Below are 25278 nucleotides of genomic sequence, written 5' to 3' on the forward strand. Positions count from 1 at the left end.
AAGAAAAAAATACTATCTTGACTAAAAAGTCAATGGTATCATCAAGTGAGAATGACTAAAAAGTCGGTTGTATCCACATTTGAGCTGACTAAAAGTCGGTTGTATCTTAAATCTCCTCCTTCAGGAAGGAGGAGTGGTCGAAGACCGAGGTAGTAGGTGAATACGTAAATTAATGGTAATAAACAAGTTATATGCTTACCTACCACCTCCCCCTACGGGTACTCCTCCTTCCAGAAGGAGGAGATTTGAGATAGTACCGACTTTTTAGTCAGCTCAAATAGGGATAGTATTGACTAACAATTAGCTCATAATCGCGCCGGAATGAATAAAAAAAATTTCGCAAACCAATCCTGTTTTAGTATAAAAGAAAGTGGTGACAAATGGGAGGATTTCTCTCTATATTCTCCCCAATAAGCCTATTAGCATATCGAAATTAGCTATTAGCAAAAACAAATTAGCTAATAGCTAATCGAAATATGCTAATAGCTAATTTGTTTCTTCCTTACAGACGGACGACTTATCAAGAAACAGATTCACGGCTCATCGAGAAACTTCACGATCAGCCTCACCTGTCTGCTGCTATAAGCATGATCGTTTTTTCCTTCTCCACCGCTATACATAGCGTCATAAAGTTCTTTATTATTTCTGATCCATCCCCGTAGTTTCTGCATGGCATAAATCAATGGCAAATGTGGATTGTATTTGTGAGCCAGCTCCGACTTCAAATACGGACGGATGACAAACGGTTCTTCTTCCGCTTCTTCTTTTTCTGTTTTCATATCGTTGTTATTAAGTTCTTTCGTACTTCAAATATACTAAAACATATTTGCGCACACAAGCAAACAAGTAAAATAAAATCAATCAGAAATAAAGTAAATACATTCTGAACGAAAGTACGACGAAGTACGATAAAGTACGTATTCTCATGGCTTAGAAACAGGCTATCTTTGACACATCGAAAGAAAGAAACAGAGCTCATTCTCTCTCCCGACACTGATCGAGTGACAGCAATCAGTAATTATTAATTTATATTTTTCTAAATCTTTAATTTATCATTATGGCAATACCATTTAAAAGAATGGGTCGTAAAGACCCGCGAAAAATTGACGGGGTGCTGAAGTACCACCCCCAACTGGTGACGATGGGCCAAAGTGTAGACCTTGACGGCATCGCCTACATCATGAAAGACAAGAGTTCCCTCTCCCTGGGCGACATCCAAAGCGTACTGACCAACTATGTGGAGGCAATGCGAGCGGCGCTCTTCGACGGAAAATCGGTCAATATCAGAGACTTCGGTGTATTCAGCCTATCCGCCCATACGCTGGGAGCAACCACGAAAGAAGAGTGTACGGTGAAGAATATCAAATCTATACAGATCAACTTCCGCCCTTCCAGCAGCGTCCGCCCCAACCTGACGTCTACCCGTGCCGGCGACAAGATCGAGTTTCTCGACCTCGAAGCCCCGAAAAAGAAGAAAGGCGACGGATCAGGCGAGGACAACAACCCCGGTGGCGGTGGAAACGAAGGCGGCGGAGGCGACGAGGAAGCTCCGGACCCGACAGTGTAAGAAGTGGAGAGCGGAGAGTTGGTAATCAATGTACGAGGGGTTGATAGTTAGAATTAGTGGCTTTATGAGGAAGATTCATTTAATCGTGATTCATTGTTCCGCTACGCGGGCAGACAAGGAGTTGACGGCTTTTGATCTGGATACGATGCATCGCCGGCGAGGTTTCAACGGGACAGGTTATCATTACTATATCCGCAAGGATGGAACAACGCATCTTACCCGTCCGGTGGAACGGATCGGGGCACATGCGAAAGGTTTTAATGCGGAGAGTATCGGAATTTGCTACGAAGGCGGTCTGGACTGCCGGGGACGCCCGGCGGATACACGGACACCGGAACAGCGGGCAGCGCTCCGGCTGCTGGTGCATCAGTTGCAAGAGAGATTCCCCGGTTGCCGGGTGTGCGGTCATCGCGACTTGTCGCCGGATCGGAACGGGAACGGGGAGATTGAGCCGGAGGAGTGGATCAAGGCGTGCCCGTGCTTTGAGGTAAAGGAGGAAAGTTATGCCTTGTAATCATTCATTCGGTAATGATTCACTTAGTAATCAATCATGTAAAGAGTCGGAAAGGAGGTGTGTAAAGTTATGGCAGTCAAGAGATCCCTTTGGGATACCATTTTGAAAGTAGTCATCGCAGTGGCTTCGGCAGTGCTGGGTATTGTAGGCGGTAATGCGATGAGTCTGTAAGATCAGAGAAATAACAATGTTATAAACGCGAGAGAGAGGATGCAGGTTCAGACTTCTGCCCTCTCTCTTTATTTATAAATCTAAGTACAGTATAAACATTGATATTCTTCCTAGAAAGAAGGAGTTATCATCAGAAGTAATAGCGCAACCCACCCAACAGGTTAAAGCGGGTGATTCCACAACGCTCGTCTTCTTTCAGCAGCATCCAGTCTTGTTTGGGCAGGCTACCGCTAATTCCGTTCAGAGTCAAGCCGAGTCCCCAATTGGCGGAAAGCATATATTCCACTCCCACCGTGGCATGAAAACCAAATCCGGTAGCACTGTAGAGGGGATCATGATAAAGGAAAACGCCCATCCCGAGTCCCGACTTTAAAATCCATCTGTCGAACTTCGAGCGACCTACCCACTCGGGAGCTATATAAGAGAAGGTCATGTCTCCTCCATCGGAGAAAGACTTTCTGAAACCGGAATATTGCAATCCGATTCCCATACCATTGCTCCACGTATATTCGTAAGCGAGCTTCCAATCGATTCCTCCTTTGGAGTCTAAAGTCGCACCGTTGATATCATACATCTTGCTGGTCACCCAACCATACCCGAAGCTCGCTTCGAACGTGTTGGCAGGTGCTCTCCGCTCTTCCTTTTCTTCTTTCACAGCCACCCGGCCAAGGTCAATCATGTCTTGTACAGGGTTTCCTTCAGTCGCATTCACCTTTGTGTCCGTCAGGCGAAGCATTAAAGCGTTGATTTGATGGCAGGAACTTCCCCAGAAAGAAGGTTTCACATGTTCGGTAATGGCGAGTCCGTTTCCACCGTTCTTCCCGGTGGCTTCTTGTGCCAGGCGCAGCACTTGATCATAACGACAATTTCTGGATGTACCCCGGTCTACAACAGAAACACTTCCGAGCGTTTCGGCTGTGTTTGGAACTGTATCTCCCGGTTCGATGACATAAACCGAATCTGCCGGAACGGGATTCGGATAGGTTCTTACAATATGAGTGACCACTTTAGGTGAACAGGAAGTCAGTAATAGCATAGCAGTAGCTGCCAATAGTTTAGTCTTTTTCATGTTTTTCATTATTAGTTATATAATAAGAGGAGATGATGAGAGAGAATCAAAAGCAATATTCACTATCCTTTTGCTTTTGACTCACTCTCATTCTTTTTTATTTAGTACACCTCTACTTTCTCGGCGATTCGTTTCGCTTTATCACGCAACGCATCCAGATCGGAGTTCAGCGGTGCATAGCAAAGTACGACTCCCATGCGACGGTTGACGCGGGTAAACGGCTTGCCGAAGATGCGCAGATAAGTGTCTTCTTCTTTCGTCACTTCTTCCATGCCACGATACTGAGGACGTTCCTGACTCGCTATCGGAGAAAGGATAACGGCACTTGCACCGATCCGCTCCTGCTTGATGCCGGGGATGGGCAGACCGAGTACGGCACGCAGGTGAAGTTCGAACTCATTCAGATTCTGTGTTCCTGCCAATGTCACCATGCCCGTATCGTGCGGACGCGGAGAAAGCTCGGAGAAGTAGACTCCGTTTTCATGGCTCAGGAAGAATTCCACTCCCCAAAGTCCGGCACCAGTCAAGGCACGGGTTACTTTTTCCGCCATTTCTTCGGCTTCTTTCAAGTGTGCAGGGTCGATGTGTGCAGGCTGGAAACTCTCACGGTAGTCACCGCCTTTCTGTACGTGTCCGATAGGAGGACAGAACAGCGTAGGTCCGTTTTTCTGTGTAACGGTGAGCAGGGTGATTTCACTGTCGAACTTGATGAATTCTTCGATGATCAGTTCGCGGATATCGCCACGGCTGCCACTGCATCCGTATTCCCAGGCATGTTCAAGCTCGTCGGCACTCTTGACGAGAGACTGTCCTTTGCCGGAAGAAGACATCAACGGTTTGACGACACAAGGGAAACCGATTTTGGCGGCTGCTTCCTTCAGTTCGTCCAGGGTCTTGGCATAAAAATAGTTGGCTGTTTTCAAGCCGAGTTCTTTGGCGGCAAGGTCACGGATCGCCTTACGGTTCATCGTGAAGTTGACGGCACGGGCACTGGGCACTACCTGGATTCCTTCTTTTTCAAAGTCATAGAGACGCTCTGTGCGGATGGCTTCTATCTCCGGAACGATGATGTCCGGATGATGTTTTTCGACAACGCGTTCCAATGCTTCACCGTCCAGCATGTCGAAGACTTCAAATTCATCGGCAACTTGCATAGCAGGTGCTCCGGCATAAGAATCACAAGCAATGACGTGTTGCCCCTTGCGCTGTGCAGAGATCACAAACTCTTTTCCTAACTCTCCGGAACCGAGTAACAATATTTTCTTCATTATTTTGAGTGTTTTATGTTAGTGATGCAAAATTAGTATATTTCTTTTTATTAATGACGTACCTTAGGATATTTATTGTGGAAACGGAAACCGAGTCCGAGCATCAGATAGTTGGGCGTCTGGAAGTTCTGCAAATTGTATCCGATGTGAAGAAAGGAACTGCGGGTAACGGCTATTTTCAATGCAAGAATCTGGTAAAAGCCTCTCATATCGCCACGGCTGAGCACGTTGGCTCCCATACCGACGCCAATGGTAAAATAAGGCATCACATATTCCGCACGTCCCGAAAGTCCCAAGGCCAGCTGATGCTGAATGCCCGGTTTCAGGAACTCACGTTTAGAACTGCTGCTTCCATATTCTACAATTACATCTTCCCTATATACATTGGCACTGCCATCATAGACACCGTCCAGTGAAGCTCCCACGCGAAACTTATAACCCAGATTATACATCGGGGTAAAATTGAATCCGGCAACGGGATACGCATTGGGAGATGCGATCTGCTTCTCTCCTACCCACACTCCCTTCCGACGCCATGACCCGAACAGCACGACATCATAACTGATATGCCGGGGAAAACGGGTGATGACAGGCTGGTAGAGTGATTTCGAGAGGTCTTCTTCCGTACGATTGAAATTGTAGACGAGTCCGATCTTGGCTCCGGCAGTATTGATTCCGGCATTCGGGAATTTAGTGTTACCATTGGAGAAGTGCGTGAAATCGCCTCCGACAATCAGATCGAAGTATCGGGAAAACGCCCAGTTTATGTAAACTCCGGCATTGATATAAGCATTCATCCGTGAGCCGACCGCACCATTATAGGAATTATAATAATTGTCGTATGGCTTCCATCCGGCGGACAGACCGAAATTCCACTCATAATTGAGCGAGACACGGGAAGAGAAACGGGCAATCCGCGCTCCCTGAAATACATAGAATGAGAAAGGATCGCCCAACTGTTTTTTATCACCAAAGGTGGTAAGGGATACGCCGATACCCTGATAAGCTCCACCGTAAATACGGTCGGCACAAGTATTGGGACGAAACTTGAACGAGTATTTCAAGTGGGCGGCAAACGATGTCTGAATCGGTTTCCAGCGTTCGTTCTCTCCTTGCAGGAAGGGATTGGTAGGAAACACATACTGCGGACGGGCTTCTATCCCCAAACGATGGATAAAACCAGAAGACTCCTGCCCTGCCAAAGGAATCTCCGGCAGGCAAAACATGATGGAACAAAGAGCGATGGTTTTCCATCTCAGGGTCTTGTTTCTCATAGTGCCGTCATTGTTAGTCTTCAGTTCCTGACGGTTTCATAAATCAAGGGTCTCAATAAACTTGGCAACATGATAACCATCCATCAGTCCGTGATGACAAGTGACGGAAATAGGGAGCATCAGCTTCTCTCCTTCCCGAAAGTATTTTCCGGTAGATATTTTGGGGACGCTATCGCCCGAACGCATGTTCGTAGGGTGTTTCATATCTGTAAAGGCCAGCCATGGGACAGCCGAATAGTGAATGGCGTTGGGATGGAAAGTTCCTCCTTTGTTCAGTCCGGTGGTGGCTTGCAGCCGCTCCATTTCGGTTTTCGCCTTACTGATAAAGGTGAGCTCATCGGGATCGTACTCAAAGGCGGCAAAAGAAAAAGTATGATCGGCACGCCCTACTGTCGCTTCGGGAAGAAGACTGTCATAGCAGACTACCTTGTCGCCCTCGATGCGGTAGCGGAATTCCTCGACTTTGCTTGCGGCAGTGATGATACGATGTAATAGTAAAAGAGAAAAGGAGACGCCTTTATCTTTAGCCTCCTGATAAGAACGGGTACAGTCTACATGGACTGTCACTCCGAAAAAGGGATCATCGAATGCGCTGAAATGTTCAAAATGCTCTTTTCTGTTCCATGTTGCAATGTCAATGATCTTTTCTATCTGATTCATCCTAAATACTCTTTTTATTATAAGTAGTGACTAAAAGTCGGCAGTATCTTAAATCTCCTCCTTCGGGAAGGAGGAGTGGTCGAAGACCGAGGTGGTAGGTGAATACGTAAATCAATGATAACAAAAATGTTATATGTTTACCTACCACCTCCCCCTACGGGTACTCCTCCTTCCCGAAGGAGGAGATTTAAGATAGTACTGACTTTTTAGTCAGCCTCTCAGATTTTGCTTTTACTTAATTAGTAATTATAATGATTGGGAGAGACATTTGTCTGTATCTGCCATTCGGACGACCGCGGAGGAGGAAGAATGACAGACTGGACCCAATCTTGTTTTAAATCCTACTGATGCTGCTCGCGCAACAGGTCGTTCACCGTTTTCACCGGATTGAAAGTGGTAAGAGGAACTTCTACGAATACTGTGTTCCAGTCGCTCATCGCACCATTCCATAAGCCGGGAAGTTCAAGCGCTTTCAGGTCTTTTCCGTTCTTTGATTTATAAGAAATGAAGCCGGTCGCTTTATCTACATATTTCACCAGGTCGAACTTGTGACCTTTATAATCGCGTACGGCACAAACCAAGTCTACCGGATTGAAGTGCGTACCCTTTTCGAACATTTCCTTTTTGGCAGGATCGTTCATGTCGATCTGAGAGCTTTCGAGGATTTGCAGTGAGATAGTTCCGTCACTGTTATAAGCAAGGAACGGACCGCCACCCGGCTCACCTACATTCTTCACCATACCGCATACACGCATCGGACGGTTCAATTTGTTCTTCAGGTAGATCACCAGTTCGGCATCTTCGAGGTTCTTCGTTTCGGGATTCTTGCAGAAAAGTTGTTTTTGCAGGAATTGGAGAATTTCCATGATTTGCTCGTGCGTATACTTTCCGCTGTCGAGCAGTTCGAGGTATTCGAATGCCTTTTTCTGCAAGGACACGAGTACGCCGGCAATCAGTTTTTTATAAGTAACGGTGTCGGCTTTCAGTTTATCGGGTACTACGTTGTCGATATTCTTGATGAAGATAATGTCGGCGTCGAGATCGTTCAGGTTCTCGATCAGTGCACCGTGACCACCCGGACGGAACAGGAGTTTGCCGTTGTCGCGGAACGGTTGGTTGTCCATATCGGCAGCGATGGTATCGGTATTCGGTTTCTGTTCGGAGAAGGTGATGTAATAGTCTACTCCGTAGCGTTTGCCAAATGCTTCGGCTTTCTCTTCCACCAGTTTCTTGAAGAGTTCGCGATGCTCGGTAGAGACGGTGAAGTGTACGTTGACTTTTCCACTCTTTCCGGCTGCATACATAGCGCCTTCGGCAAGATGTTCTTCCAGTGGAGTACGTGAACCTTCGGGATATTTATGGAATTTAAGCAGACCTTTCGGAAGTGCTCCGTAGTTGAGTCCGGCAGTTTCGAGAAGGGCAGCTACTACAGCTTTGTAATTACCTTCTTCCATCAGCCCCGGAATATCTTTTCCGGCTGTACGCTGACAAGCTACATTCAAGTCGTCGAAGAAAGCAAAATCCCTGATTCCGTCGAAGAATGCCTGCTCAAACTTTGTAGTAGGTTTGTCATACTCTGCGGACAGAAACTCGAACAGATTCTTGAACATACGACTGGCAGCGCCCGAAGCAGGAACAAACTTCACGATGATTTTATCCGTATTCTTATAAGCATCCCATGCAGCCAGATATGCGTTCTTTTCTTCTGCGTCAGGAGCCAATATGCCTTTTTCTATGGAAGCGGCAGCATCCAGTTTCAAATAAGGAAAACCCGTCTGGAAGCAAGCCAGCTGTTCTGCTATCTGCGCCTCCGTGATGCCTTTCTTGGCAAGCAACTCTTTGTCCTGTGTCGTTATCATAATATCTATTTTTATTAATTGATGCCCAAAAATACAAAATGTTATTTACTTCTTGCCGAATAACCGGGAAAAAAAGTAATTTTACGTCGAATTAACAAGATTGAATATGGACGACTTTTTTACATCAGAGGAAAAGAAGGAGCTTTTTTCACTCTACAGGCATCTGTTGCAATCTGCCGGAGATACGATTTTCTGGAGGGATTGCCAAAAATTAAAGAAACATCTTATCAAAGCTGCCCAGTGTAACGGGCTGCAACGCAATAACTTCGGGATGAATCCCGTCATCAGAGATTTACAAACGGCGGTTATCGTAGCCGAAGAAATCGGCATGAAAGGTTCGTGCCTGATCGGCATCATGCTTCACGAAATAGTGAAGGCACATATCCTGTCTATCGAAGAAGTGAATGCCGAATATGGCGAAGATGTGGGAAGTATCATCAAAGGCCTGGTGAAAACAAACGAACTGTACTCCAAAAGTCCGGCGATCGAATCGGAGAATTTCCGCAATCTCCTGCTCTCTTTTGCCGAAGATATGCGCGTCATCCTGATTATGATCGCAGACCGTGTGAATATCATGCGCCAGATCAAGGATACAGGCAACGAGGAAGACCGGGTGAAAGTGGCGAACGAAGCTGCTTACCTGTATGCTCCGCTGGCACACAAGCTGGGACTTTACAAACTGAAATCGGAGTTGGAAGACTTGTCGCTGAAATACACGCAGCGAGAAACTTACTATTATATAAAGGAGAAGCTCAACGAGACGAAAGCATCCCGCGACAAGTATATCGCTTCTTTCATCGATCCTATCCAGAAGAAGGTAAAGGAAGCCGGACTGAAGTTCGACATCAAGGGACGTACCAAATCCATCCATTCCATCTGGAACAAGATTCAGAAGCAGAAGACTCCGTTTGAAGGTATATATGACTTGTTCGCTATCCGTATCATTCTGGATTCCGAACCGGACCCGGCCAAAGAAAAGCAGGAATGCTGGCAGGTCTATTCTATCGTAACGGATATGTATCAGCCGAACCCGAAACGTCTGCGGGACTGGCTCTCGATTCCGAAGAGCAACGGTTATGAATCGTTGCACATCACTGTGATGGGTCCGGAAGGCAGATGGGTGGAAGTACAGATCCGTACCCGCCGGATGGACGAGATCGCCGAACGGGGACTCGCCGCCCACTGGAGATACAAAGGTATCAAAGGGGAAACAGGACTGGACGAATGGCTAACTTCGGTACGTGAAGCGCTTGAAAATGCGGATAACGACTCACTGAAAGTGATGGACCAGTTCAAGATGGACCTTTACGAAGATGAGGTATTCGTATTCACGCCTAAAGGAGATTTATTCAAACTTGCCAAAGGAGCTACCGTACTCGATTTCGCATTCCATATCCATAGCAAACTGGGATGCAAGTGTATCGGTGCGAAAGTAAACGGCAAGAATGTACAGCTCAAACAGAAACTGAACAGCGGTGATCAGGTAGAAATCATGACGTCGAATACCCAGACTCCCAAACAAGACTGGCTCAACATCGTGACGACTTCCAAAGCCCGCACCAAGATACGGCAGGCACTCAAAGAGATGGTAGCACGCCAGCACGATTTCGCCAAAGAGACACTGGAACGGAAGTTCAAGAACCGGAAGATGGAGTATGACGAAGCCACCATGATGCGTCTGATCAAGCGGCTGGGCTTTAAGAACGTGACAGAGTTTTATCAGAAGATTGCTGACGAGACATTGGATGTCAACGACATTCTGGATAAATACCTTGAACAGCAGAGACGGGACAATGACACGCACGACGAGATTGTGTATCGTAGTGCCGAAGGATATAATTTGCAGGCAACTCAAGAAGAACCTAGCTCAAAAGAGGATGTACTGGTCATTGATCAGAATCTGAAAGGACTGGAATTTAAACTGGCCAAATGCTGTAACCCGATCTATGGGGATGATGTATTCGGATTTGTGACCGTGAGCGGAGGTATCAAGATTCACCGGTCAGACTGTCCGAATGCCAATCAGATGCGTGAACGGTTCGGATACCGGATTGTTAAAGCGCGTTGGGCAGGGAAGTCAGTCGGTACGCAGTATCCTATCACGTTGCGCGTAGTAGGTCACGATGATATCGGCATTGTTACCAATATTACTTCTATCATTTCCAAAGAGAATGGAATCAGCCTGCGTTCCATCGGAATCGATTCCAACGACGGACTATTCTCCGGAACGCTTACAGTCATGGTGGGTGATACCGGACGACTGGAAGCACTGATCAAAAAGTTACGGACAGTGAAGGGAGTCAAACAGGTAAGCAGAAACTAAGCACTCTATGCTAACAGCAAATCTGTTGACAGGTCTTTAATAAAAAGACTGGCATTATCTCCGTCAGGATAACGCCAGTCTTTTTATTTATGATAGACAATCATGTCGTGGAAATAGTGCGCAAAACGATTTATCTCACTTTCTTTCTCTTATAATATGGATATGTAACCAATATAAAGAAAATCAAAGCAATCACAGCTACCACCTGTCCTGTATAGAGCATCTTATCCGCTTCCAAATCGAAGTAACACGCAACAGCTATTCCGGATGCGAATCCGACTTCGCTGGCCAACAGATGAGTGGTATTTGCCGTACCCCGCTGACAATGATGAGACAATTTCACGAACATGACCAGAAATTCCGGCATCACCAACCCCAGTCCCAAACCCAAAAGTACGGAAGGTACGCCTACCGGAAAACCGGAGGCCAGTAGAGTGATGGCTACAATCTCCAGTATGATGCCGACGAGCACCAGCCGCAGAGTTTTTTCTTTCAGAATAAACAGACGCGCCAGCAACAGGGAGGCAAGATATCCGATGCCTGTACCGACAAAGAACGGTATAGGGATTCCACTGCTTCCCAATACGGAATCGTTAAGGAAACGGTGTACAAGCGGAATCAACAACCCCGGAACGAAGGTAATCAGAATCATATTGATGGCAGGCACCCATCCCCGCAACAACAAAAAGCGGTCGAAGGAATAAAGCTTGGTCACGATCGGTGCACGAAAAGGCACATATACTCCGGATACCATCAAAACACCCGCTGCTCCGGTAATCACCGACACGGACAACAGATTCTTAAAGGAATAACTCTGATAGAGCCAGACGCCCAGAACAATACCTATAATCATCCCCAAACGTGCCATCCAGGAGAAGCTGACATTTCCGGCACTACGAAGTGTGGCGTTCGTTATGTCAATGGCTAATGTGATTCCTGCGGTGGTAGCGATTCCGAAAGCCAGTCCCTGTACGGTGCTCAACAAGATGAGTTCCGTGATGTTCGTCACAAAAGCATATCCTGCCGTTGCTGCCACCATCGTGGTAAAAGAGAACATGCATACGTACTTACGCTTATAAGCATCTACGAGATAAGCATGGAACGGACCGATAAGGAACATTCCTAAAGTGAAAAAAAGAAAGATCACTCCTGTCTGTGCCACCGGTACTCCGAGACGGTCTGCCATCTCAACGGAAAGTACCGGAAACAAGATATACAAGGAGATAAACAACAGCAAATTAGCTACGCATATCCGCATAAAATGAACTGTCCACAATTTAACTGCCATATACTGTTTTAATATTGTTCCTTCTCGTTAGGGAAGTCGCAATTCTTCACGTCGGATACGTAACGGCTGATAGCGTCAGTCATCACCGTATACAGGTCTGCATAACGACGTAAAAAGCGAGGACGGAATCCGTTGTTCATTCCAAGCATATCCTGAATGACCAATACTTGTCCGTCAACATGACCACCGGCACCAATACCGATAATAGGTATCGTCAGTTCGGAAGCCACACGTTCTGCAAGGGTAGCCGGTATCTTTTCGAGCACGATGGCAAAGCAGCCTGCCTCTTCGAGAAGATGAGCATCACGAATCAGCTTTTCAGCTTCGCTGTCATCTTTGGCACGTACCGTATAAGTACCGTATTTATTAATGGACTGAGGCATCAGTCCCAAGTGTCCCATCACCGGAATACCCGCGCTGATGATACGTTTCACCGTATCGATGATTTCTTCTCCACCTTCCAGTTTCAAAGCATCGGCATGGCTTTCCTTCATAATGCGGATGGCAGAAGCAAGACCTTCCATTTCGTTACCCTGATAAGAACCGAAAGGCATATCGACTACAACCATAGCGCGTTTTACGCCACGTACCACTGATTTAGCGTGATAAATCATCTGGTCGAGAGTTATAGGCAATGTAGTCACGTTACCTGCCATCACGTTGGAAGCGGAGTCGCCTACCAAAATTACGTCCATTCCCGCACCATCTACGATCTGTGCCATCGTGTAATCATAAGAAGTAAGCATAGATATTCTTTCGCCTCTTTGCTTCATTTCAACCAGGCGATGAGTAGTCACCTTTCTTGTGTCATCTGATATATAACCAGCCATGTTTCTTAAATTTTAAATTAAAACTAGAAATTAAATAAGGCGTCAACGCCATCAAAAATTGCGGCAAAGTTATAACATTTCTTTCATAAGTGAGAAAGAAAAAGAAAAAATCCTTTCAAACACCTCCCCAAGTTAATGAGAAGGCGGCCAAAAGGACAAATCAAGAAGATAACAAGAAAAAACTAACGATGCAAAGCCAATAAGTGTTCAAAGGTCATTTCCGAAAAGTCATCTATTATATAATGTGCTTTTCCGGTGATGGCCTCTCTTGTATTGGTAGTGGCAAGACCGATAACGGTGGCACCGGAAGTCATTCCGGCTTGCAGACCGTGGAAGGAGTCTTCGAACACGTACGAGTTTTCGGGAGTAGCACCGAATATTTCCATACCGAGAAGGAAACAGTCGGGAGCGGGTTTGGAACGGGCAAACATTTCTCCGGTCAGGATGCGGTCTACCATTCCTTTAAATTCGGGATGGGCGTTATAGACGTTTTGCATCTTCTCTTCGTTGGAGCTGGTTACGACGGCTATCTTTGCTCCGTGTTTACGGAGATCGGCAATAAAGGCTTCTACACCGGGGATGTATTCGTAGGACATGCTTTTCTCATAAATATTGAGTCCGGCTGTAATCTCTTGCTGAGCTTCGGGCAGGTCCGAGAAATATTTCTCGTAAATCTGGGTCAGCGTCTGTCCCTTGATGCGACGGCCGAAATCTTCTTCATTCAGATATTTACGCCCTTGTTCATCCCAGAAAACAGTGTACTGTGTTTCCGTATCCATGATGACACCATCAAAATCGAACAGTGCCGCAATTGTCTTTGTTGTATCCATACGTAATCTTTCTTTTTACCTAAAACGTTAAACCTTGTGTATTGAATTGTGCAAAGTTCCGAATAATCATCGAATCAGGCAAATAATTCGTACCTTTGCCCCACTTAAAAAAACGTAACATTCGTTTTCATCCAACAATCCATACGAGCGCATGAGCAAAAACGATCCGCACATATTAGGAAAAGAAAGCATCGGTAAACTACTGTTGCAATACTCCATTCCGGCTATCATCGGGATGACAATCACGTCTATCTATAATATCATCGACAGCATCTTCATCGGTCACGGTGTGGGTGCGATGGCTATTGCCGGACTGGCGGTGAGCTTTCCTCTGATGAATCTGGTCGTTGCTTTCTGTACTCTCGTTTCGGCGGGTGGTTCTACCATTGCTTCTATTCGTCTGGGACAGAAAGACATGAAAGGGGCTACGGAGATTTTGTCACATACACTGATGCTCTGTATCACAAATTCTTTCTTTTTCGGCATCCTGTCTTTTATCTTTCTTGATGATATATTGACTTTCTTTGGTGCCAGTCCCGATACACTGCCTTATGCACGGAGTTTTATGCAGGTGATTTTATTGGGAACTCCCATCACATACACGATGATCGGTCTGAATAATGTGATGCGTGCCACCGGATATCCAAAGAAAGCGATGCTTACTTCTATGGTGACGGTAGTAGCGAATATCATCCTCGCTCCTATCTTTATCTTCCACTTTGAATGGGGAATGCGGGGAGCGGCTACGGCAACGGTTATCTCACAGTTGATCGGAATGGTATGGGTGGTGAGTCACTTCTGCAAGAAAGACAGTACGGTGCATTTTGAGGGAAAGGTCTGGAAAATGAAAGGAAGAATTGTTGAGAGTATTTTCGCTATCGGCATGTCTCCTTTTCTGATGAATGTCTGTGCTTGTGCCATCGTTATCGTGATTAATAATAGTTTGCAGGAACACGGAGGCGACATGGCTATCGGTGCTTACGGAATCATCAACCGGTTGCTGACGCTTTATGTCATGATCGTACTGGGACTGACGATGGGCATGCAGCCGATTGTAGGCTACAACTTCGGAGCACAGAAGATAGACCGGGTGAAACAGACGCTAAAGCTGGGAATTATTTCCGGTGTAGTGATTACTAGCAGCGGTTTTCTGATTTGCGAGTTTTTCCCTCATGCAGTATCGGCAGTCTTCACAGATAGTGATGAGTTAATCGGACTTGCGGTGGACGGTCTTCGGTTGACTGTACTTATGTTCCCGTTTGTAGGAGCACAGATTGTAATCGGTAACTTCTTCCAAAGTATAGGCAAAGTAAAAATAAGTATTTTCCTTTCGTTGACGCGACAGTTGCTTTATTTGTTGCCTTGCCTGTTGTTATTCCCACATTGGTGGGGACTGAAGGGAATATGGATCAGTCTGCCGGTATCGGACTCTTTGGCATTTATTACGGCAGTTATCAGTCTGATGATTTATATAAAGAAAGTATCGAAAGAACATCCGATAGCGGATAAAGTGGCGGAATAAAGCAAAAAGAACGCTATGTCAAAAGAGATATTATTCAGGCACGGATTACACGGATTAACACGACTTCTGCAATGAATGCATCTCTTAAAAACCGTGTTAATCCGTGTAATCCGTGCCTATAAAGATAATAATATTCTTATTCGCTCTTTATACTTTTCACCGGATTCTCATTGGCGATGTGCCATGCTTTCAACACAACGCAAACTACAATCAGCAATAAGACAAACAGCGCCGTACCCACAAACAATAACGGGTTCATATAAATCTGTTCGGCAAACTGGTCAAGCCATGCCTTTCCGACGAAATAGGAAACAATGGTACCAATCAATATGGAGGAAGCGGAGACATACAGAATCTCGCGTATCAGCAGACGCAAAATATGAGAGGCTTCGGCTCCATTCACTTTCCGGATAGCTATTTCTTTGCTTCGACGTTGCGTTTCATCATTCACATATCCGATCAATCCCATTATTACAATCAGCAGAATAAAGCTTGAAGTGATCCAGACTGAATTACGGAAACGATATACACTCTTGTATATATCCTTTATCATACCGTCTACAGAGCTGAAATGCAAGGCTACATTCGGAAATGTCTTATCGGCAAACTCGTTCAGACGTTTCAGATTCTCATCATACGGCTCTTTCAGACGGACATCAAATACATGATTGGCATTCTCCGATCCTATCAAGACAATAGGTGCCTGAGTTGAAAAGAAGCTATAGTTGCGGACATCCCGGAAGACACCGACAATCGTACCCTGTATATCATTCAGTTTCTTTCCTACCGCCCCATCTGTCCATTTCATCAGACGTACCAACTCTTCATTCACCAATAAATCGTCCTGTTTCTTAAGAGTGCTGCCTTCGATAATCTTTATTCCCATCACTTCGGGATAGTTATAACTGCAATAATTAAAGTTAAGTGTAGCGATTCTTTTGCCGTCATTACTCATCAGTCCGCGTGTCCAGTACTGTCCGATTACTCCGCTTGTAGCAACAGCCACTCCCTCTACCATAGGCTGGCGACGCAGTTCATCGGTGACATGCTCTACCGTTTCTTTCGGCAACCAGGTTCCTGCCTGAACCAGTCCCGGAACGTTTATTCCCATATCGCGGCTCATCAGATGGTTGTATTGCAGGAGCGTTACCAGCAGCAGTCCCAAAACAAAGGAGACACCTGTGAACTGTATAAACAACAACGAACGTTTCCAACCTGTTTTACCATCAGAGTAACGACGGAACACCTGCGTGACTGGTATGCGCGAAAACAGCCGTCCCGGTATGCCACCTGCCAAAAGGAAAAGTATCACAATCGTAAGCAAAGGCACCCATAGTGTCTCCCACGTAAAAAGTGAGGATAGACGGACGGAAAGCAAATCTTCGATTATTTCATGTGCGTTGACTATCAGCAGAAGACTAAGAAGTACGGAAAAGATAACAAGGATTCCCGTTTCCGCCAAAAACATGCCGAAGATATTTCCGGAACTGGCACCACTGCATTTATGCACTCCTACTCCTTTGGCACGACGGCTTAGGGTGGCAATAGATATCAGCATATAATTCATGATGGCCACAAAGAAGATTGCGAATCCCAGAAAGCCATATATGATCAAACGCTTCTGTACATCGGAAGATATCAAATGATACTTCACCAATGGGATGACACTGAAATTCATTTTCCAGTCATCATACTGGGCAGGAGTATATTTCTCGATTACCCGTTGGATGTTGTCATTCACCTTATCAATATCCACAGCATTACGCAGGCGGAGAAACGTGTAAAAGACATCATTTCCTTTCCAGCCATATCCTCCCTGATATCCTCCATCCCGATGGATGGAAACAACAAAGTCGTGAGTGAGCATCGTATTCTCCGGCATATCCTTGTATACACCACGAATAGTAAAATCGTTTTGTCTGTCTGCTTTGAGAATTTTACCGATAGGGTCCGCATCTCCAAACGTTTCACGGGCAAAATGCTCTGACACAAACACACTTCCCGGCATGATCATATCTTTCGGGTTCCCTTTTAAGACAGGGATACCAAAAGTCCGGAAGAAACAAGTATCAGCGTATATATAGTTAACGTCCGATAATAATTTATCTTCGTAATATATACTCATCCCTTGTCCGGTAAGGACGCAACTGGCAAACTCTATTTCTTCGGGCATATCCTGCGCCAAAGTAGATGCAACCACATCAAAAAGTGTGTAATCATAATTGTTGCCGTCGTCTCCCATTGTCTCCCCCGTGCTAAGGTTAGTGGTCAGGCAACGTGCAATAGCCAGTCGTTCCGGTTCCGGATAACAATGTTCATAACTCAATTCAAACGCAATCTGCGAAAAAAGCAAAATACCAATAGTAAGTCCCAGCGAAAGAGAAATTACCCTGATAATATTCGTGCCGCGTTCGCGCAGTAAGGTTCGGATGCTATAATAGATTTGTCTCATTGTCGTTTCGGTTTATGCCGTTACACTTGCCACTACACTTCCGTCAAACAGATGTACGGTACGATGTGCGAAGCTCGCATCGTGCTGTGAGTGCGTTACCATGATAATGGTGGTTCCTTCCTTGTTCAGTTCTGTCAGCAGGTTCATTACTTCCGCGCCATTCTTGGAGTCCAGATTACCGGTAGGCTCATCGGCAAGGATAATCTTTGGATTAGTCACTACCGCACGGGCAATGGCCACACGCTGTTGCTGACCACCGGAAAGTTGCTGCGGAAAGTGTTTGGCACGGTGGCTGATATTCATCCTTTTCAGGATGTCTTCTACCATGCGGCGGCGTTCGGAAGATTTGATACCAAGATAGGTCAGCGGAAGTTCTACATTCTCGAAGACATTCAGTTCGTCTATCAGGTTAAAACTCTGAAATACAAAGCCCAGTTTGCCCTTACGGACGCCGGTACGTTCCTTTTCTTTCAGTCCGGCAACTTCTTCTCCCAGTAATCGGTAAGAGCCTTCGGTAGGGTTATCCAATAAACCAAGAATATTCAGTAAGGTAGACTTGCCACAGCCCGAAGGTCCCATAATGGCTACAAACTCTCCTTCCTTTACTTCAAGGTTCACGTGATTTAATGCGACTGTCTCTACTTCGGTAGTACGGAATACTTTACTAATGTTTTCAATCTGTATCATCTTGTTCATTTATTATGTTGTTATACTTTTTATTTCTTCTTTATTCGCTCTTTATACTATTAACCGGATTTTCATTGGCAATCTTCCATGATTTCCAAAGTACGCATGCCACAATGACTGCCAGATTTGCAATTGCTATCAGAAGATAGGCAGCCCAACTGAGCGGAACATGTTCGGCAAACAAATCCATCCACATACCATTGACGTACCATGCTGCTACCACTCCGATTAAAACTGCAACAACAGCTACATAAAGTACATCTTTCACCAACAGTTCCAGAATACCAGTTGCTTCGGAACCATTCACCTTGCGTATAGCTATCTCCTTGGAACGACGGCGAACCTCATCCGTAGTATAGCCTATCAATCCCATCAACATCACAAAAAACATTGTTATTGCCGCCAACATCGTAGCATTACTGAAAACACGAACAGAGTTATAATTCTCTTTGATCATCTGCTGCATCGACCGAAATTCGATAGTCTTATCAGGAAATGCACTCTCCATCTCCTTATTCAGTTTGAGAAGATTCTCGGCAAAAGGTTCTTTCAACCGAATATGGATACAGTCACCAAACCTCTTGGTGTGCATAAGCAGCAACGGTTGTTGCGGGCTGGTAAAACTTCCGATGCGATAATCTTTCATCACACCCACTACCTTACATACGTATCCCGAATTATAAACCGTACGATTCAGTATATTGTTGCCCCAATGCATCCACTCAGCAAAAGTCTCATTGACAACTGTCTCATCATCACCACGGGGCATACGCCCCTCCTTCAGAACCATCTCCATCATCTTCGGATAATCATCCAAAGTACTGCAATAACGGGATGAAAATAGTGACTGTCCGCTTTCATCATTAATAATCGTTCCACTATATCCGTAGACAGGATGATAAGTGGCACTGGACACGGATTCCACATAAGGCATATCCCGGAAAACATTCAAGGCATAATTTCCTTTTTCTTCCTCACCGAAGCTGGCATTGGCCACCACTACACGCTTTGGATTATAACCCAAATCTTTATTCAAGATATAATAATATTGCATCATCACCACATACATCAGTCCGCAAATAAATGCTACACCGGCAAACTGGATAAACAGCAACGGCCGTTTCCAGCCCTTTTTACCTTCCGTGTATCGGCGGAATACCTGAGTAACGGGTATCCTTGCAAACAGTCGTCCCGGCAATACCCCACCCACAACGAAAAGTACAGCTACCGTTAATAAAGGTACCCAAATACGATCCAAGCTGAACAAAGCGCTTAACTTGACAGCTGCCGTATCTTCAAAGAAATCCTGAAAATTCAATAAGATCAATCCCATCAGGATCAGGGCAAACAGAATGATAATCGCTGTTTCCCAAAGAAACATACTCAATATGGTCATGTTTCCTGCCCCATTGCATTTATGCACACCGACCGCTTTCGCCCGATAGGAAAGTGATGAGACGGAAATCAACACATAATTCAATGAAGCGATGAAAAGAATAGTAATACCCAGAATAGTCATGATGTTCCGCATCCGCCTTACATCTTTATTATCACGATATACGTCACGGATTGGTTTTACAAAAGCGGTATATCCAACCACTTTTTGATCTTCCGCAGGACGATACTTCTGTATCATTGCGTCTATCCGGGCATTCACTACCGACTTATCGGCTCCGGGACGAAAACGGATGAACGCCAGCCAGCTGTCACCACCTCTCCATGAGTAATTTCCCCATTTGCGGCTCCATATCGACGGCAGAGAAATCACCGCTTCCGGTCTTACTGTCGCATTCTCCGGTATATCAGCATAGGTGCCTTTTACCGTAAGTTCTATCTCCTTGCTGTATGAAATAACCTTACCTATCGGATTCTCCGTGTCGAACATCTTTCGTGCCAAACGGTCACTCAGGTAAACGACATCCTTCTGTGCTAAATCTTTCACCGGGGTCCCGCTCAACACCTCGATTCCCATTGTCTGGAAAAAGAGGGAATCGGCCGCCAGCTTTCTGGCTTCAAAACGGACACTCCCATGATAAAGAGGATCGTGCACCCAAAGGCAGTAACTGGTAGCCGCCTCCACTTCTTTGGGAAAGTTCTCAAGAATTGCACCTGCTACAGGTCCGCAATTTTGATCCTGCGGTTCGAGTTGTTCGCCATTCATCGTAAAGATGGAAAAGACCTGATATAAGTTATCATAATCCTTAAAGCATTTATCAAAGCTTTGCTCAAAAGCCACGCGGGCAAATAATAAAATACTCATTGTCAGACCAAGCCCTAAAGAGATGACCTTGACAACATTGGAACTACGCCCCCGCAACAAAGTTCGAATGACATAATAGATTTGTCTCATGATTATATAATATATTCCTATTTTTCTTAATGATGCTATGCAGATAACGTGCCACAATAGTGAGGATACTCATTTTCAATCATTTATAGTTATCGGTCATATCATCTACTGTCTAATAATTAGACACATGCGTCTAATTATTAGACAAAGACAATCGTATTTCCTTTCTCAGTGGAAAGTATGCATTAATGCCTATTTATTGTTCCATTTTTCTTATTTCGCCCAAGCAATCGCCCATATCTCAACTGAAAACTCTATCTTCGCATCAAGTTTTCAATTAAATAAATTATTCTATTTATGGTAAACAAGAATTTATACACTCTCCTGGTCTGCCTGCTTCTGGCCGGATGCGATCTGATAGACTACCACCCCTACGATGTACGTATCAGTGGAGAGACAGACGTAAATGCTCATAACATTGAACAAATAGAAGCTAAGTGCAAAGGAAAGACAACCATCCGTTTTATCACGATGGGCGATTCACAGCGATGGTATGATGAGACAGAAGACTTTGTAAAAGAGGTCAATAAGAGAGATGATATCGATTTCGTCATTCACGGAGGAGATATGAGTGACTTCGGGCTGACCAAAGAGTTTCTTTGGCAGCGAGACATCATGAACGGACTGAAGGTGCCTTATGTCGTCCTTATCGGGAATCATGACTGTCTGGGTACCGGAGCAGAAACTTATCAGGCTGTTTTCGGACCTACCAACTTCTCATTCATCGCGGGCAATGTGAAATTCGTCTGCCTTAATACCAATGCGCTGGAATATGATTATTCGGAGCCTATTCCCAATTTCGGTTTTATGGAACAGGAACTGACGGACAGGGCGGATGAGTTTGAAAAAACCGTAGTCAGCATGCATGCACATCCTTTTGCAGATGTGTTCAACGATAATGTGGCGAAGCCGTTCCAGTACTACATCACCCAATATCCGGGACTACAGTTCTGCACGGCTGCCCATAATCACGGATTCGATGACAGAATCCTTTTTGATGACGATGTGCATTATATTGTCAGCGACTGCATGAAAAGTCGCAGTTATCTGGTATTTACTATAACCCCGGAAAAATACGAATATGAACTGGTTGAATACTAAATATATGATCCGCGCAGGAGTACTGACTATACTTCTACTCTTCCCCAGCCTGCTTTCGGCTACTTGCAGGACAGATACAATTATCAGGAACTATAAACCCGACTCGCTGAAACTGGTGATTAAGGCAGATTCTATCATAGCCTTTCATGAGGGTGATTCTGCGTTCACAATAGTCAAAGCAGACACAGTACTGCCTTATGTAGCCGAACCGGTTCTTCGCACCGGCTACGACAAACGTGTACATCGCTTTCGCAAAAACTGGGAACGCATCATTCCGACCCACTCTAAAATACAATATGCCGGAAATATGGGATTACTCTCCTTCGGTACCGGATGGGATTACGGAAAACGAAATCAGTGGGAAACTGACCTGTTGCTCGGATTTATCCCGAAGTATTCGTCCAAGAAGGCAAAAGTGACCATGACACTGAAACAGAACTATATGCCCTGGAGCATCAACCTGGGGAAAGGATTCTCTACCGAACCGCTTTCCTGCGGACTGTATCTGAATACCGTATTCGGCAATCAGTTCTGGGTCAGCGAACCGGAACGTTATCCGAAAGGATACTATGGTTTTTCAAGCAAAGTGCGTATTCATGTTTTCATGGGACAACGGTTGACCTATGATATTGACCCTAACCGCAGATTTCTGGCAAAGTCCGTGACTTTCTTCTACGAGATAAGTACATGCGATCTTTATCTAATCAGTGGCGTAACGAATAGTTACCTCCGTCCCCGTGATTATCTGAGTTTATCATTCGGATTAAAGTTCCAATGGCTATAAATTCAAATCCGAATTTTGAATTATGAATTACTTTTTCGTAAGTTTGTAGCGTACAAACCAATTCGAACATGAGTAAATCAGGAACAATCATCATTGTAGACGATAATAAAGGGGTGCTGACTGCGGTACAAATCCTTTTAAAAAACTACTTTTCGAAAGTCATCACGCTGTCGTCACCGGTCACACTGACCACCGTGATACGGGAGGAAACGCCGGAAGTGGTACTATTGGATATGAATTTCACTTCGGGCATCAATACCGGCAATGAAGGATTGTTCTGGCTGCACGAAATAAAGAAAGTACGACGGGAGCTTCCTGTCGTACTTTTTACTGCTTATGCGGATATCGATCTCGCCATCCGGGGAATCAAAGAAGGTGCATCGGACTTTATCGTCAAGCCCTGGAACAATCAGAAACTGGTAGAAACACTACAGGCTGCCGCCTCATCCGCACAACAAGAACGAAAGACGGGAAACAAAAAGGAACCGGTCAACACTCCGGCACTCTATTGGGGAGAAAGCAAGTCTATGCAACAACTCCGAATGCTGATCGAAAAGGTAGCCTCCACAGACGCCAATATCCTGATTACCGGTGAAAACGGAACAGGAAAAGAAATGCTTGCCCGTGAAATTCACGCTCTTTCCAACCGCAGGCAACAGGAAATGATTGCTGTGGACATGGGAGCAATCACCGAATCTTTATTTGAAAGCGAACTCTTCGGGCATGTGAAAGGTTCTTTTACCGATGCGCATACCGACCGGACAGGAAAATTTGAGGCTGCCGATCACAGCACATTGTTTCTGGATGAAATAGGAAACCTCCCCTATCACCTGCAAGCCAAACTATTGACGGCTATCCAACGAAGAAGTATCGTGCGAGTGGGAAGTAACACTCCGATTCCTATTGACATCCGTCTGATATGCGCCACCAACCGGAATTTGCAGGAAATGGCAGACCGGGAAGAGTTTCGGGAAGACTTACTCTACCGTATCAACACCATTCATATAGAAATCCCTCCTTTGAGGGAACGGAAAGAAGATATTGTCCCTCTTGCCGAAAGATTTATCATCCGCTTCTGCAAGCAATATGATAAGGAACCGATGAAATTCAGTCCGGCAGCGAAAGAAAAGCTTACCGCGCATCCCTGGTACGGCAATATCCGCGAATTGGAGCACGCAATCGAAAAGGTGGTCATCATTAACGACGGGGTGCAAATCCCTGCGGAATTGTTCCAGTTATCCTCCCGAAAGACAGAAACATCCGAAAAGAATATTTCCACCTTGGAAGAGATGGAAGTACAAATGATACGGAAAGCGCTGGATGCCTGTGCAGGAAATCTTTCGGCAGTAGCTGCGCAACTGGGAATTACCCGACAGACTCTCTATAACAAGATGAAAAAATTCGGATTATGAACCGGATTCTACAACAAGTAGCCAACCAATATTGGTTCAGGGTATCACTGACGGTCATTTGCTGTCTGGCAACCGTTTGGTTTGGTGTGTATCAGTCTTATGTCTGGTTCGGTGTCAGTGCCTGTCTGCTGATCTTAAGTATCATCTGGCAAGTCCGGCTTTATCGCCTGCACATCAAGCAGGTGCTCTTCATGATCGATGCGTTGGAAAATAACGACAGTGCCTTCCGTTTCCCCGAAGAGTCCGGTACTCCCGAGAGTAAACAGATCAATCGGGCACTCAATCGGGTGGGCCGCATTTTATATAATGTAAAAGCGGAGACTGCCCAACAGGAAAAGTACTACGAACTGATTCTTGACTTTGTCAGCACGGGATTGCTGGTGCTCAATGATAACGGAGCGGTCTATCAGAAAAACAAAGAAGCACTCCGGCTTTTGGGACTGAATGTATTCACCCATGTCCGCCAGTTGAGTAAAGTAGATGCTACGCTGATGAAGAAGATAGAAAATTGTTGTTCCGGAGATAAGCTGCAAGTGGTGTTTCACAATGAACGGGGAACGGTCAATCTGTCCATTCGCGTGTCAGAAATCAACGTACACAAAGAACATTTGCGCATCCTTGCACTGAATGATATTAATATTGAACTGGACGAAAAGGAGATAGATTCATGGATTCGCCTGACCCGAGTACTGACTCATGAGATCATGAACTCCGTGACTCCCATCACTTCGCTCAGCGATACGCTTCTCTCGATGGTGGAGGACAAGGATGAAGAGATCAGCCACGGACTGCAAACCATCAGTGCCACGGGAAAAGGGCTGCTTGCTTTCGTGGAGTCTTACCGCAAATTCACACGGATACCGACTCCGGAACCTTCATTGTTTTACTTGAAAGCATTCATCGAACGAATGGTGGAACTTGCCCGCCATCAGAATCCTTGTGACCACATCACGTTCCATACAAAGATCGATCCTGCCGACCTGATCCTGCATGCAGATGAGAATCTGATTTCGCAAGTAGTCATTAATCTTCTGAAAAATGCGATTCAGGCAATCGGCGATCAACCGGACGGTCAAATCGACATTCAAGTTTATTGTAACGAAACGGAAGAGGTGCTGATTGAGATAAAGAATAATGGCCCCGTCATTCCACCGGAAATAGCGGAGCACATTTTTATCCCTTTCTTCACTACCAAAGAAGGAGGCAGCGGAATCGGCCTAAGTATTTCACGTCAGATTATGCGGCTTTCGGGCGGAAGTCTCACCCTGCTACCGGACCATAAGGAAACGAAATTCATATTAAAATTCAAATAACGGA

The 25278-nt window shown here is 45.4% G+C and carries 21 protein-coding genes; 9 read left to right on the forward strand and 12 right to left on the reverse strand.

All coding sequences use genetic code 11. The features are described from left to right. Positions 1-533: 533 nt before the first annotated feature. On the reverse strand, positions 534-779 hold the full coding sequence (locus ACHLI0_RS03035; protein ID WP_008761384.1) for a DUF4248 domain-containing protein: 246 nt from the start codon (positions 777-779) through the stop codon (positions 534-536). A gap of 278 nt (positions 780-1057) precedes the next feature. Between ACHLI0_RS03035 and ACHLI0_RS03040 the strand changes: the two genes are divergently transcribed. The 3 genes from ACHLI0_RS03040 to ACHLI0_RS03050 all read left to right on the forward strand — a co-directional run bounded on the left by ACHLI0_RS03040 (position 1058) and on the right by ACHLI0_RS03050 (position 2252). Beyond that, on the forward strand, positions 1058-1567 hold the full coding sequence (locus tag ACHLI0_RS03040) for an HU family DNA-binding protein (protein WP_054959328.1): 510 nt from the start codon (positions 1058-1060) through the stop codon (positions 1565-1567). Between the two features lie 64 nt (positions 1568-1631). Then, the gene (locus tag ACHLI0_RS03045) at positions 1632-2081 is read left to right on the forward strand and encodes an N-acetylmuramoyl-L-alanine amidase (protein WP_016267798.1); all 450 of its coding nucleotides are present in this window, start codon (positions 1632-1634) and stop codon (positions 2079-2081) included. A gap of 69 nt (positions 2082-2150) precedes the next feature. After that, entirely contained in the window at positions 2151-2252 is a 102-nt protein-coding gene (locus ACHLI0_RS03050) for a smalltalk protein (protein ID WP_149192761.1), read from the forward strand. 130 nt (positions 2253-2382) lie between these two features. On the opposite strand, the gene ACHLI0_RS03055 is transcribed toward ACHLI0_RS03050, so the two are convergent. The 5 genes from ACHLI0_RS03055 to ACHLI0_RS03075 form a co-directional block, all read right to left on the reverse strand. Continuing rightward, on the reverse strand, positions 2383-3321 hold the full coding sequence (locus ACHLI0_RS03055; RefSeq protein ID WP_055229865.1) for an outer membrane beta-barrel protein: 939 nt from the start codon (positions 3319-3321) through the stop codon (positions 2383-2385). Between the two features lie 101 nt (positions 3322-3422). Then, entirely contained in the window at positions 3423-4589 is a 1167-nt protein-coding gene (gene purT, locus ACHLI0_RS03060; RefSeq protein WP_008765582.1) for a formate-dependent phosphoribosylglycinamide formyltransferase, read from the reverse strand. 50 nt (positions 4590-4639) lie between these two features. Next, entirely contained in the window at positions 4640-5863 is a 1224-nt protein-coding gene (locus tag ACHLI0_RS03065) for an acyloxyacyl hydrolase (RefSeq protein WP_490748418.1), read from the reverse strand. 36 nt (positions 5864-5899) lie between these two features. Beyond that, positions 5900-6523 (reverse strand): CatA-like O-acetyltransferase, encoded by a 624-nt coding sequence (locus ACHLI0_RS03070; protein WP_490748419.1) that lies wholly within the window; start codon positions 6521-6523, stop codon positions 5900-5902. A 341-nt stretch (positions 6524-6864) separates the two neighbouring features. Next, entirely contained in the window at positions 6865-8382 is a 1518-nt protein-coding gene (locus tag ACHLI0_RS03075; RefSeq protein ID WP_008765579.1) for a DUF4301 family protein, read from the reverse strand. 106 nt (positions 8383-8488) lie between these two features. Between ACHLI0_RS03075 and ACHLI0_RS03080 the strand changes: the two genes are divergently transcribed. After that, positions 8489-10705, forward strand: coding sequence for a RelA/SpoT family protein (locus ACHLI0_RS03080; RefSeq protein ID WP_008765578.1), 2217 nt, complete (start codon positions 8489-8491; stop codon positions 10703-10705). Positions 10706-10835: 130 nt separating this feature from the next. Here ACHLI0_RS03080 and ACHLI0_RS03085 read toward each other — a convergent pair whose 3' ends face one another. The 3 genes from ACHLI0_RS03085 to ACHLI0_RS03095 form a co-directional block, all read right to left on the reverse strand. Beyond that, a complete protein-coding gene (locus ACHLI0_RS03085) occupies positions 10836-11993 on the reverse strand; it encodes an MFS transporter (protein ID WP_490748420.1) in 1158 nt (385 codons plus the stop codon). An 8-nt stretch (positions 11994-12001) separates the two neighbouring features. Then, a complete protein-coding gene (gene panB / locus ACHLI0_RS03090) occupies positions 12002-12823 on the reverse strand; it encodes a 3-methyl-2-oxobutanoate hydroxymethyltransferase (protein ID WP_008765576.1) in 822 nt (273 codons plus the stop codon). Positions 12824-13005: 182 nt separating this feature from the next. Next, positions 13006-13653: an HAD family hydrolase gene (locus ACHLI0_RS03095; protein WP_008761373.1), complete on the reverse strand. Its 648-nt coding sequence runs from the start codon at positions 13651-13653 to the stop codon at positions 13006-13008. Positions 13654-13804: 151 nt separating this feature from the next. Between ACHLI0_RS03095 and ACHLI0_RS03100 the strand changes: the two genes are divergently transcribed. Beyond that, the gene (locus ACHLI0_RS03100) at positions 13805-15175 is read left to right on the forward strand and encodes an MATE family efflux transporter (protein WP_008761372.1); all 1371 of its coding nucleotides are present in this window, start codon (positions 13805-13807) and stop codon (positions 15173-15175) included. A 136-nt stretch (positions 15176-15311) separates the two neighbouring features. Here the strand turns inward: ACHLI0_RS03100 and ACHLI0_RS03105 are convergent, their stop codons facing one another. From ACHLI0_RS03105 to ACHLI0_RS03115, 3 genes are read right to left on the reverse strand one after another with little or no spacing between them, the layout of a single operon-like run. Further along, positions 15312-17627 (reverse strand): ABC transporter permease, encoded by a 2316-nt coding sequence (locus ACHLI0_RS03105; RefSeq protein WP_490748421.1) that lies wholly within the window; start codon positions 17625-17627, stop codon positions 15312-15314. 12 nt (positions 17628-17639) lie between these two features. Then, positions 17640-18314 carry an ABC transporter ATP-binding protein gene (locus ACHLI0_RS03110; protein WP_032813781.1) on the reverse strand — a complete coding sequence of 225 codons (675 nt, stop codon included), beginning with the start codon at positions 18312-18314 and terminating at the stop codon, positions 17640-17642. 40 nt (positions 18315-18354) lie between these two features. Then, a complete protein-coding gene (locus ACHLI0_RS03115) occupies positions 18355-20664 on the reverse strand; it encodes an ABC transporter permease (protein WP_490748422.1) in 2310 nt (769 codons plus the stop codon). A 297-nt stretch (positions 20665-20961) separates the two neighbouring features. Between ACHLI0_RS03115 and ACHLI0_RS03120 the strand changes: the two genes are divergently transcribed. From ACHLI0_RS03120 to ACHLI0_RS03135, 4 genes are all read left to right on the forward strand, one after another. After that, a complete protein-coding gene (locus ACHLI0_RS03120; RefSeq protein ID WP_008761368.1) occupies positions 20962-21765 on the forward strand; it encodes a metallophosphoesterase family protein in 804 nt (267 codons plus the stop codon). After that, complete coding sequence (locus tag ACHLI0_RS03125; protein ID WP_081030414.1) at positions 21746-22549, forward strand: hypothetical protein; 804 nt, start codon at positions 21746-21748, stop codon at positions 22547-22549. Before ACHLI0_RS03120 ends, ACHLI0_RS03125 begins: the two co-directional genes overlap by 20 nt. Positions 22550-22617: 68 nt before the next feature. Next, positions 22618-23961, forward strand: coding sequence for a sigma-54-dependent transcriptional regulator (locus tag ACHLI0_RS03130; protein ID WP_225710075.1), 1344 nt, complete (start codon positions 22618-22620; stop codon positions 23959-23961). Next, a complete protein-coding gene (locus ACHLI0_RS03135) occupies positions 23958-25274 on the forward strand; it encodes a sensor histidine kinase (RefSeq protein WP_490748423.1) in 1317 nt (438 codons plus the stop codon). Before ACHLI0_RS03130 ends, ACHLI0_RS03135 begins: the two co-directional genes overlap by 4 nt. Positions 25275-25278 lie beyond the last annotated feature (4 nt).

Source organism: Bacteroides sp. RCH18, from assembly GCF_058231005.1.

Bases quoted from the DNA above. Each gene is read 5' to 3' on its own strand.
- ACHLI0_RS03035 (WP_008761384.1), bottom strand. From the start codon at position 779: ATGAAAACAGAAAAAGAAGAAGCGGAAGAAGAACCGTTTGTCATCCGT.
- ACHLI0_RS03040 (WP_054959328.1), top strand. From the start codon at position 1,058: ATGGCAATACCATTTAAAAGAATGGGTCGTAAAGACCCGCGAAAAATT.
- ACHLI0_RS03045 (WP_016267798.1), top strand. From the start codon at position 1,632: ATGAGGAAGATTCATTTAATCGTGATTCATTGTTCCGCTACGCGGGCA.
- ACHLI0_RS03050 (WP_149192761.1), top strand. From the start codon at position 2,151: ATGGCAGTCAAGAGATCCCTTTGGGATACCATTTTGAAAGTAGTCATC.
- ACHLI0_RS03055 (WP_055229865.1), bottom strand. From the start codon at position 3,321: ATGAAAAAGACTAAACTATTGGCAGCTACTGCTATGCTATTACTGACT.
- purT (WP_008765582.1), bottom strand. From the start codon at position 4,589: ATGAAGAAAATATTGTTACTCGGTTCCGGAGAGTTAGGAAAAGAGTTT.
- ACHLI0_RS03065 (WP_490748418.1), bottom strand. From the start codon at position 5,863: ATGAGAAACAAGACCCTGAGATGGAAAACCATCGCTCTTTGTTCCATC.
- ACHLI0_RS03070 (WP_490748419.1), bottom strand. From the start codon at position 6,523: ATGAATCAGATAGAAAAGATCATTGACATTGCAACATGGAACAGAAAA.
- ACHLI0_RS03075 (WP_008765579.1), bottom strand. From the start codon at position 8,382: ATGATAACGACACAGGACAAAGAGTTGCTTGCCAAGAAAGGCATCACG.
- ACHLI0_RS03080 (WP_008765578.1), top strand. From the start codon at position 8,489: ATGGACGACTTTTTTACATCAGAGGAAAAGAAGGAGCTTTTTTCACTC.
- ACHLI0_RS03085 (WP_490748420.1), bottom strand. From the start codon at position 11,993: ATGGCAGTTAAATTGTGGACAGTTCATTTTATGCGGATATGCGTAGCT.
- panB (WP_008765576.1), bottom strand. From the start codon at position 12,823: ATGGCTGGTTATATATCAGATGACACAAGAAAGGTGACTACTCATCGC.
- ACHLI0_RS03095 (WP_008761373.1), bottom strand. From the start codon at position 13,653: ATGGATACAACAAAGACAATTGCGGCACTGTTCGATTTTGATGGTGTC.
- ACHLI0_RS03100 (WP_008761372.1), top strand. From the start codon at position 13,805: ATGAGCAAAAACGATCCGCACATATTAGGAAAAGAAAGCATCGGTAAA.
- ACHLI0_RS03105 (WP_490748421.1), bottom strand. From the start codon at position 17,627: ATGAGACAAATCTATTATAGCATCCGAACCTTACTGCGCGAACGCGGC.
- ACHLI0_RS03110 (WP_032813781.1), bottom strand. From the start codon at position 18,314: ATGATACAGATTGAAAACATTAGTAAAGTATTCCGTACTACCGAAGTA.
- ACHLI0_RS03115 (WP_490748422.1), bottom strand. From the start codon at position 20,664: ATGAGACAAATCTATTATGTCATTCGAACTTTGTTGCGGGGGCGTAGT.
- ACHLI0_RS03120 (WP_008761368.1), top strand. From the start codon at position 20,962: ATGGTAAACAAGAATTTATACACTCTCCTGGTCTGCCTGCTTCTGGCC.
- ACHLI0_RS03125 (WP_081030414.1), top strand. From the start codon at position 21,746: ATGAACTGGTTGAATACTAAATATATGATCCGCGCAGGAGTACTGACT.
- ACHLI0_RS03130 (WP_225710075.1), top strand. From the start codon at position 22,618: ATGAGTAAATCAGGAACAATCATCATTGTAGACGATAATAAAGGGGTG.
- ACHLI0_RS03135 (WP_490748423.1), top strand. From the start codon at position 23,958: ATGAACCGGATTCTACAACAAGTAGCCAACCAATATTGGTTCAGGGTA.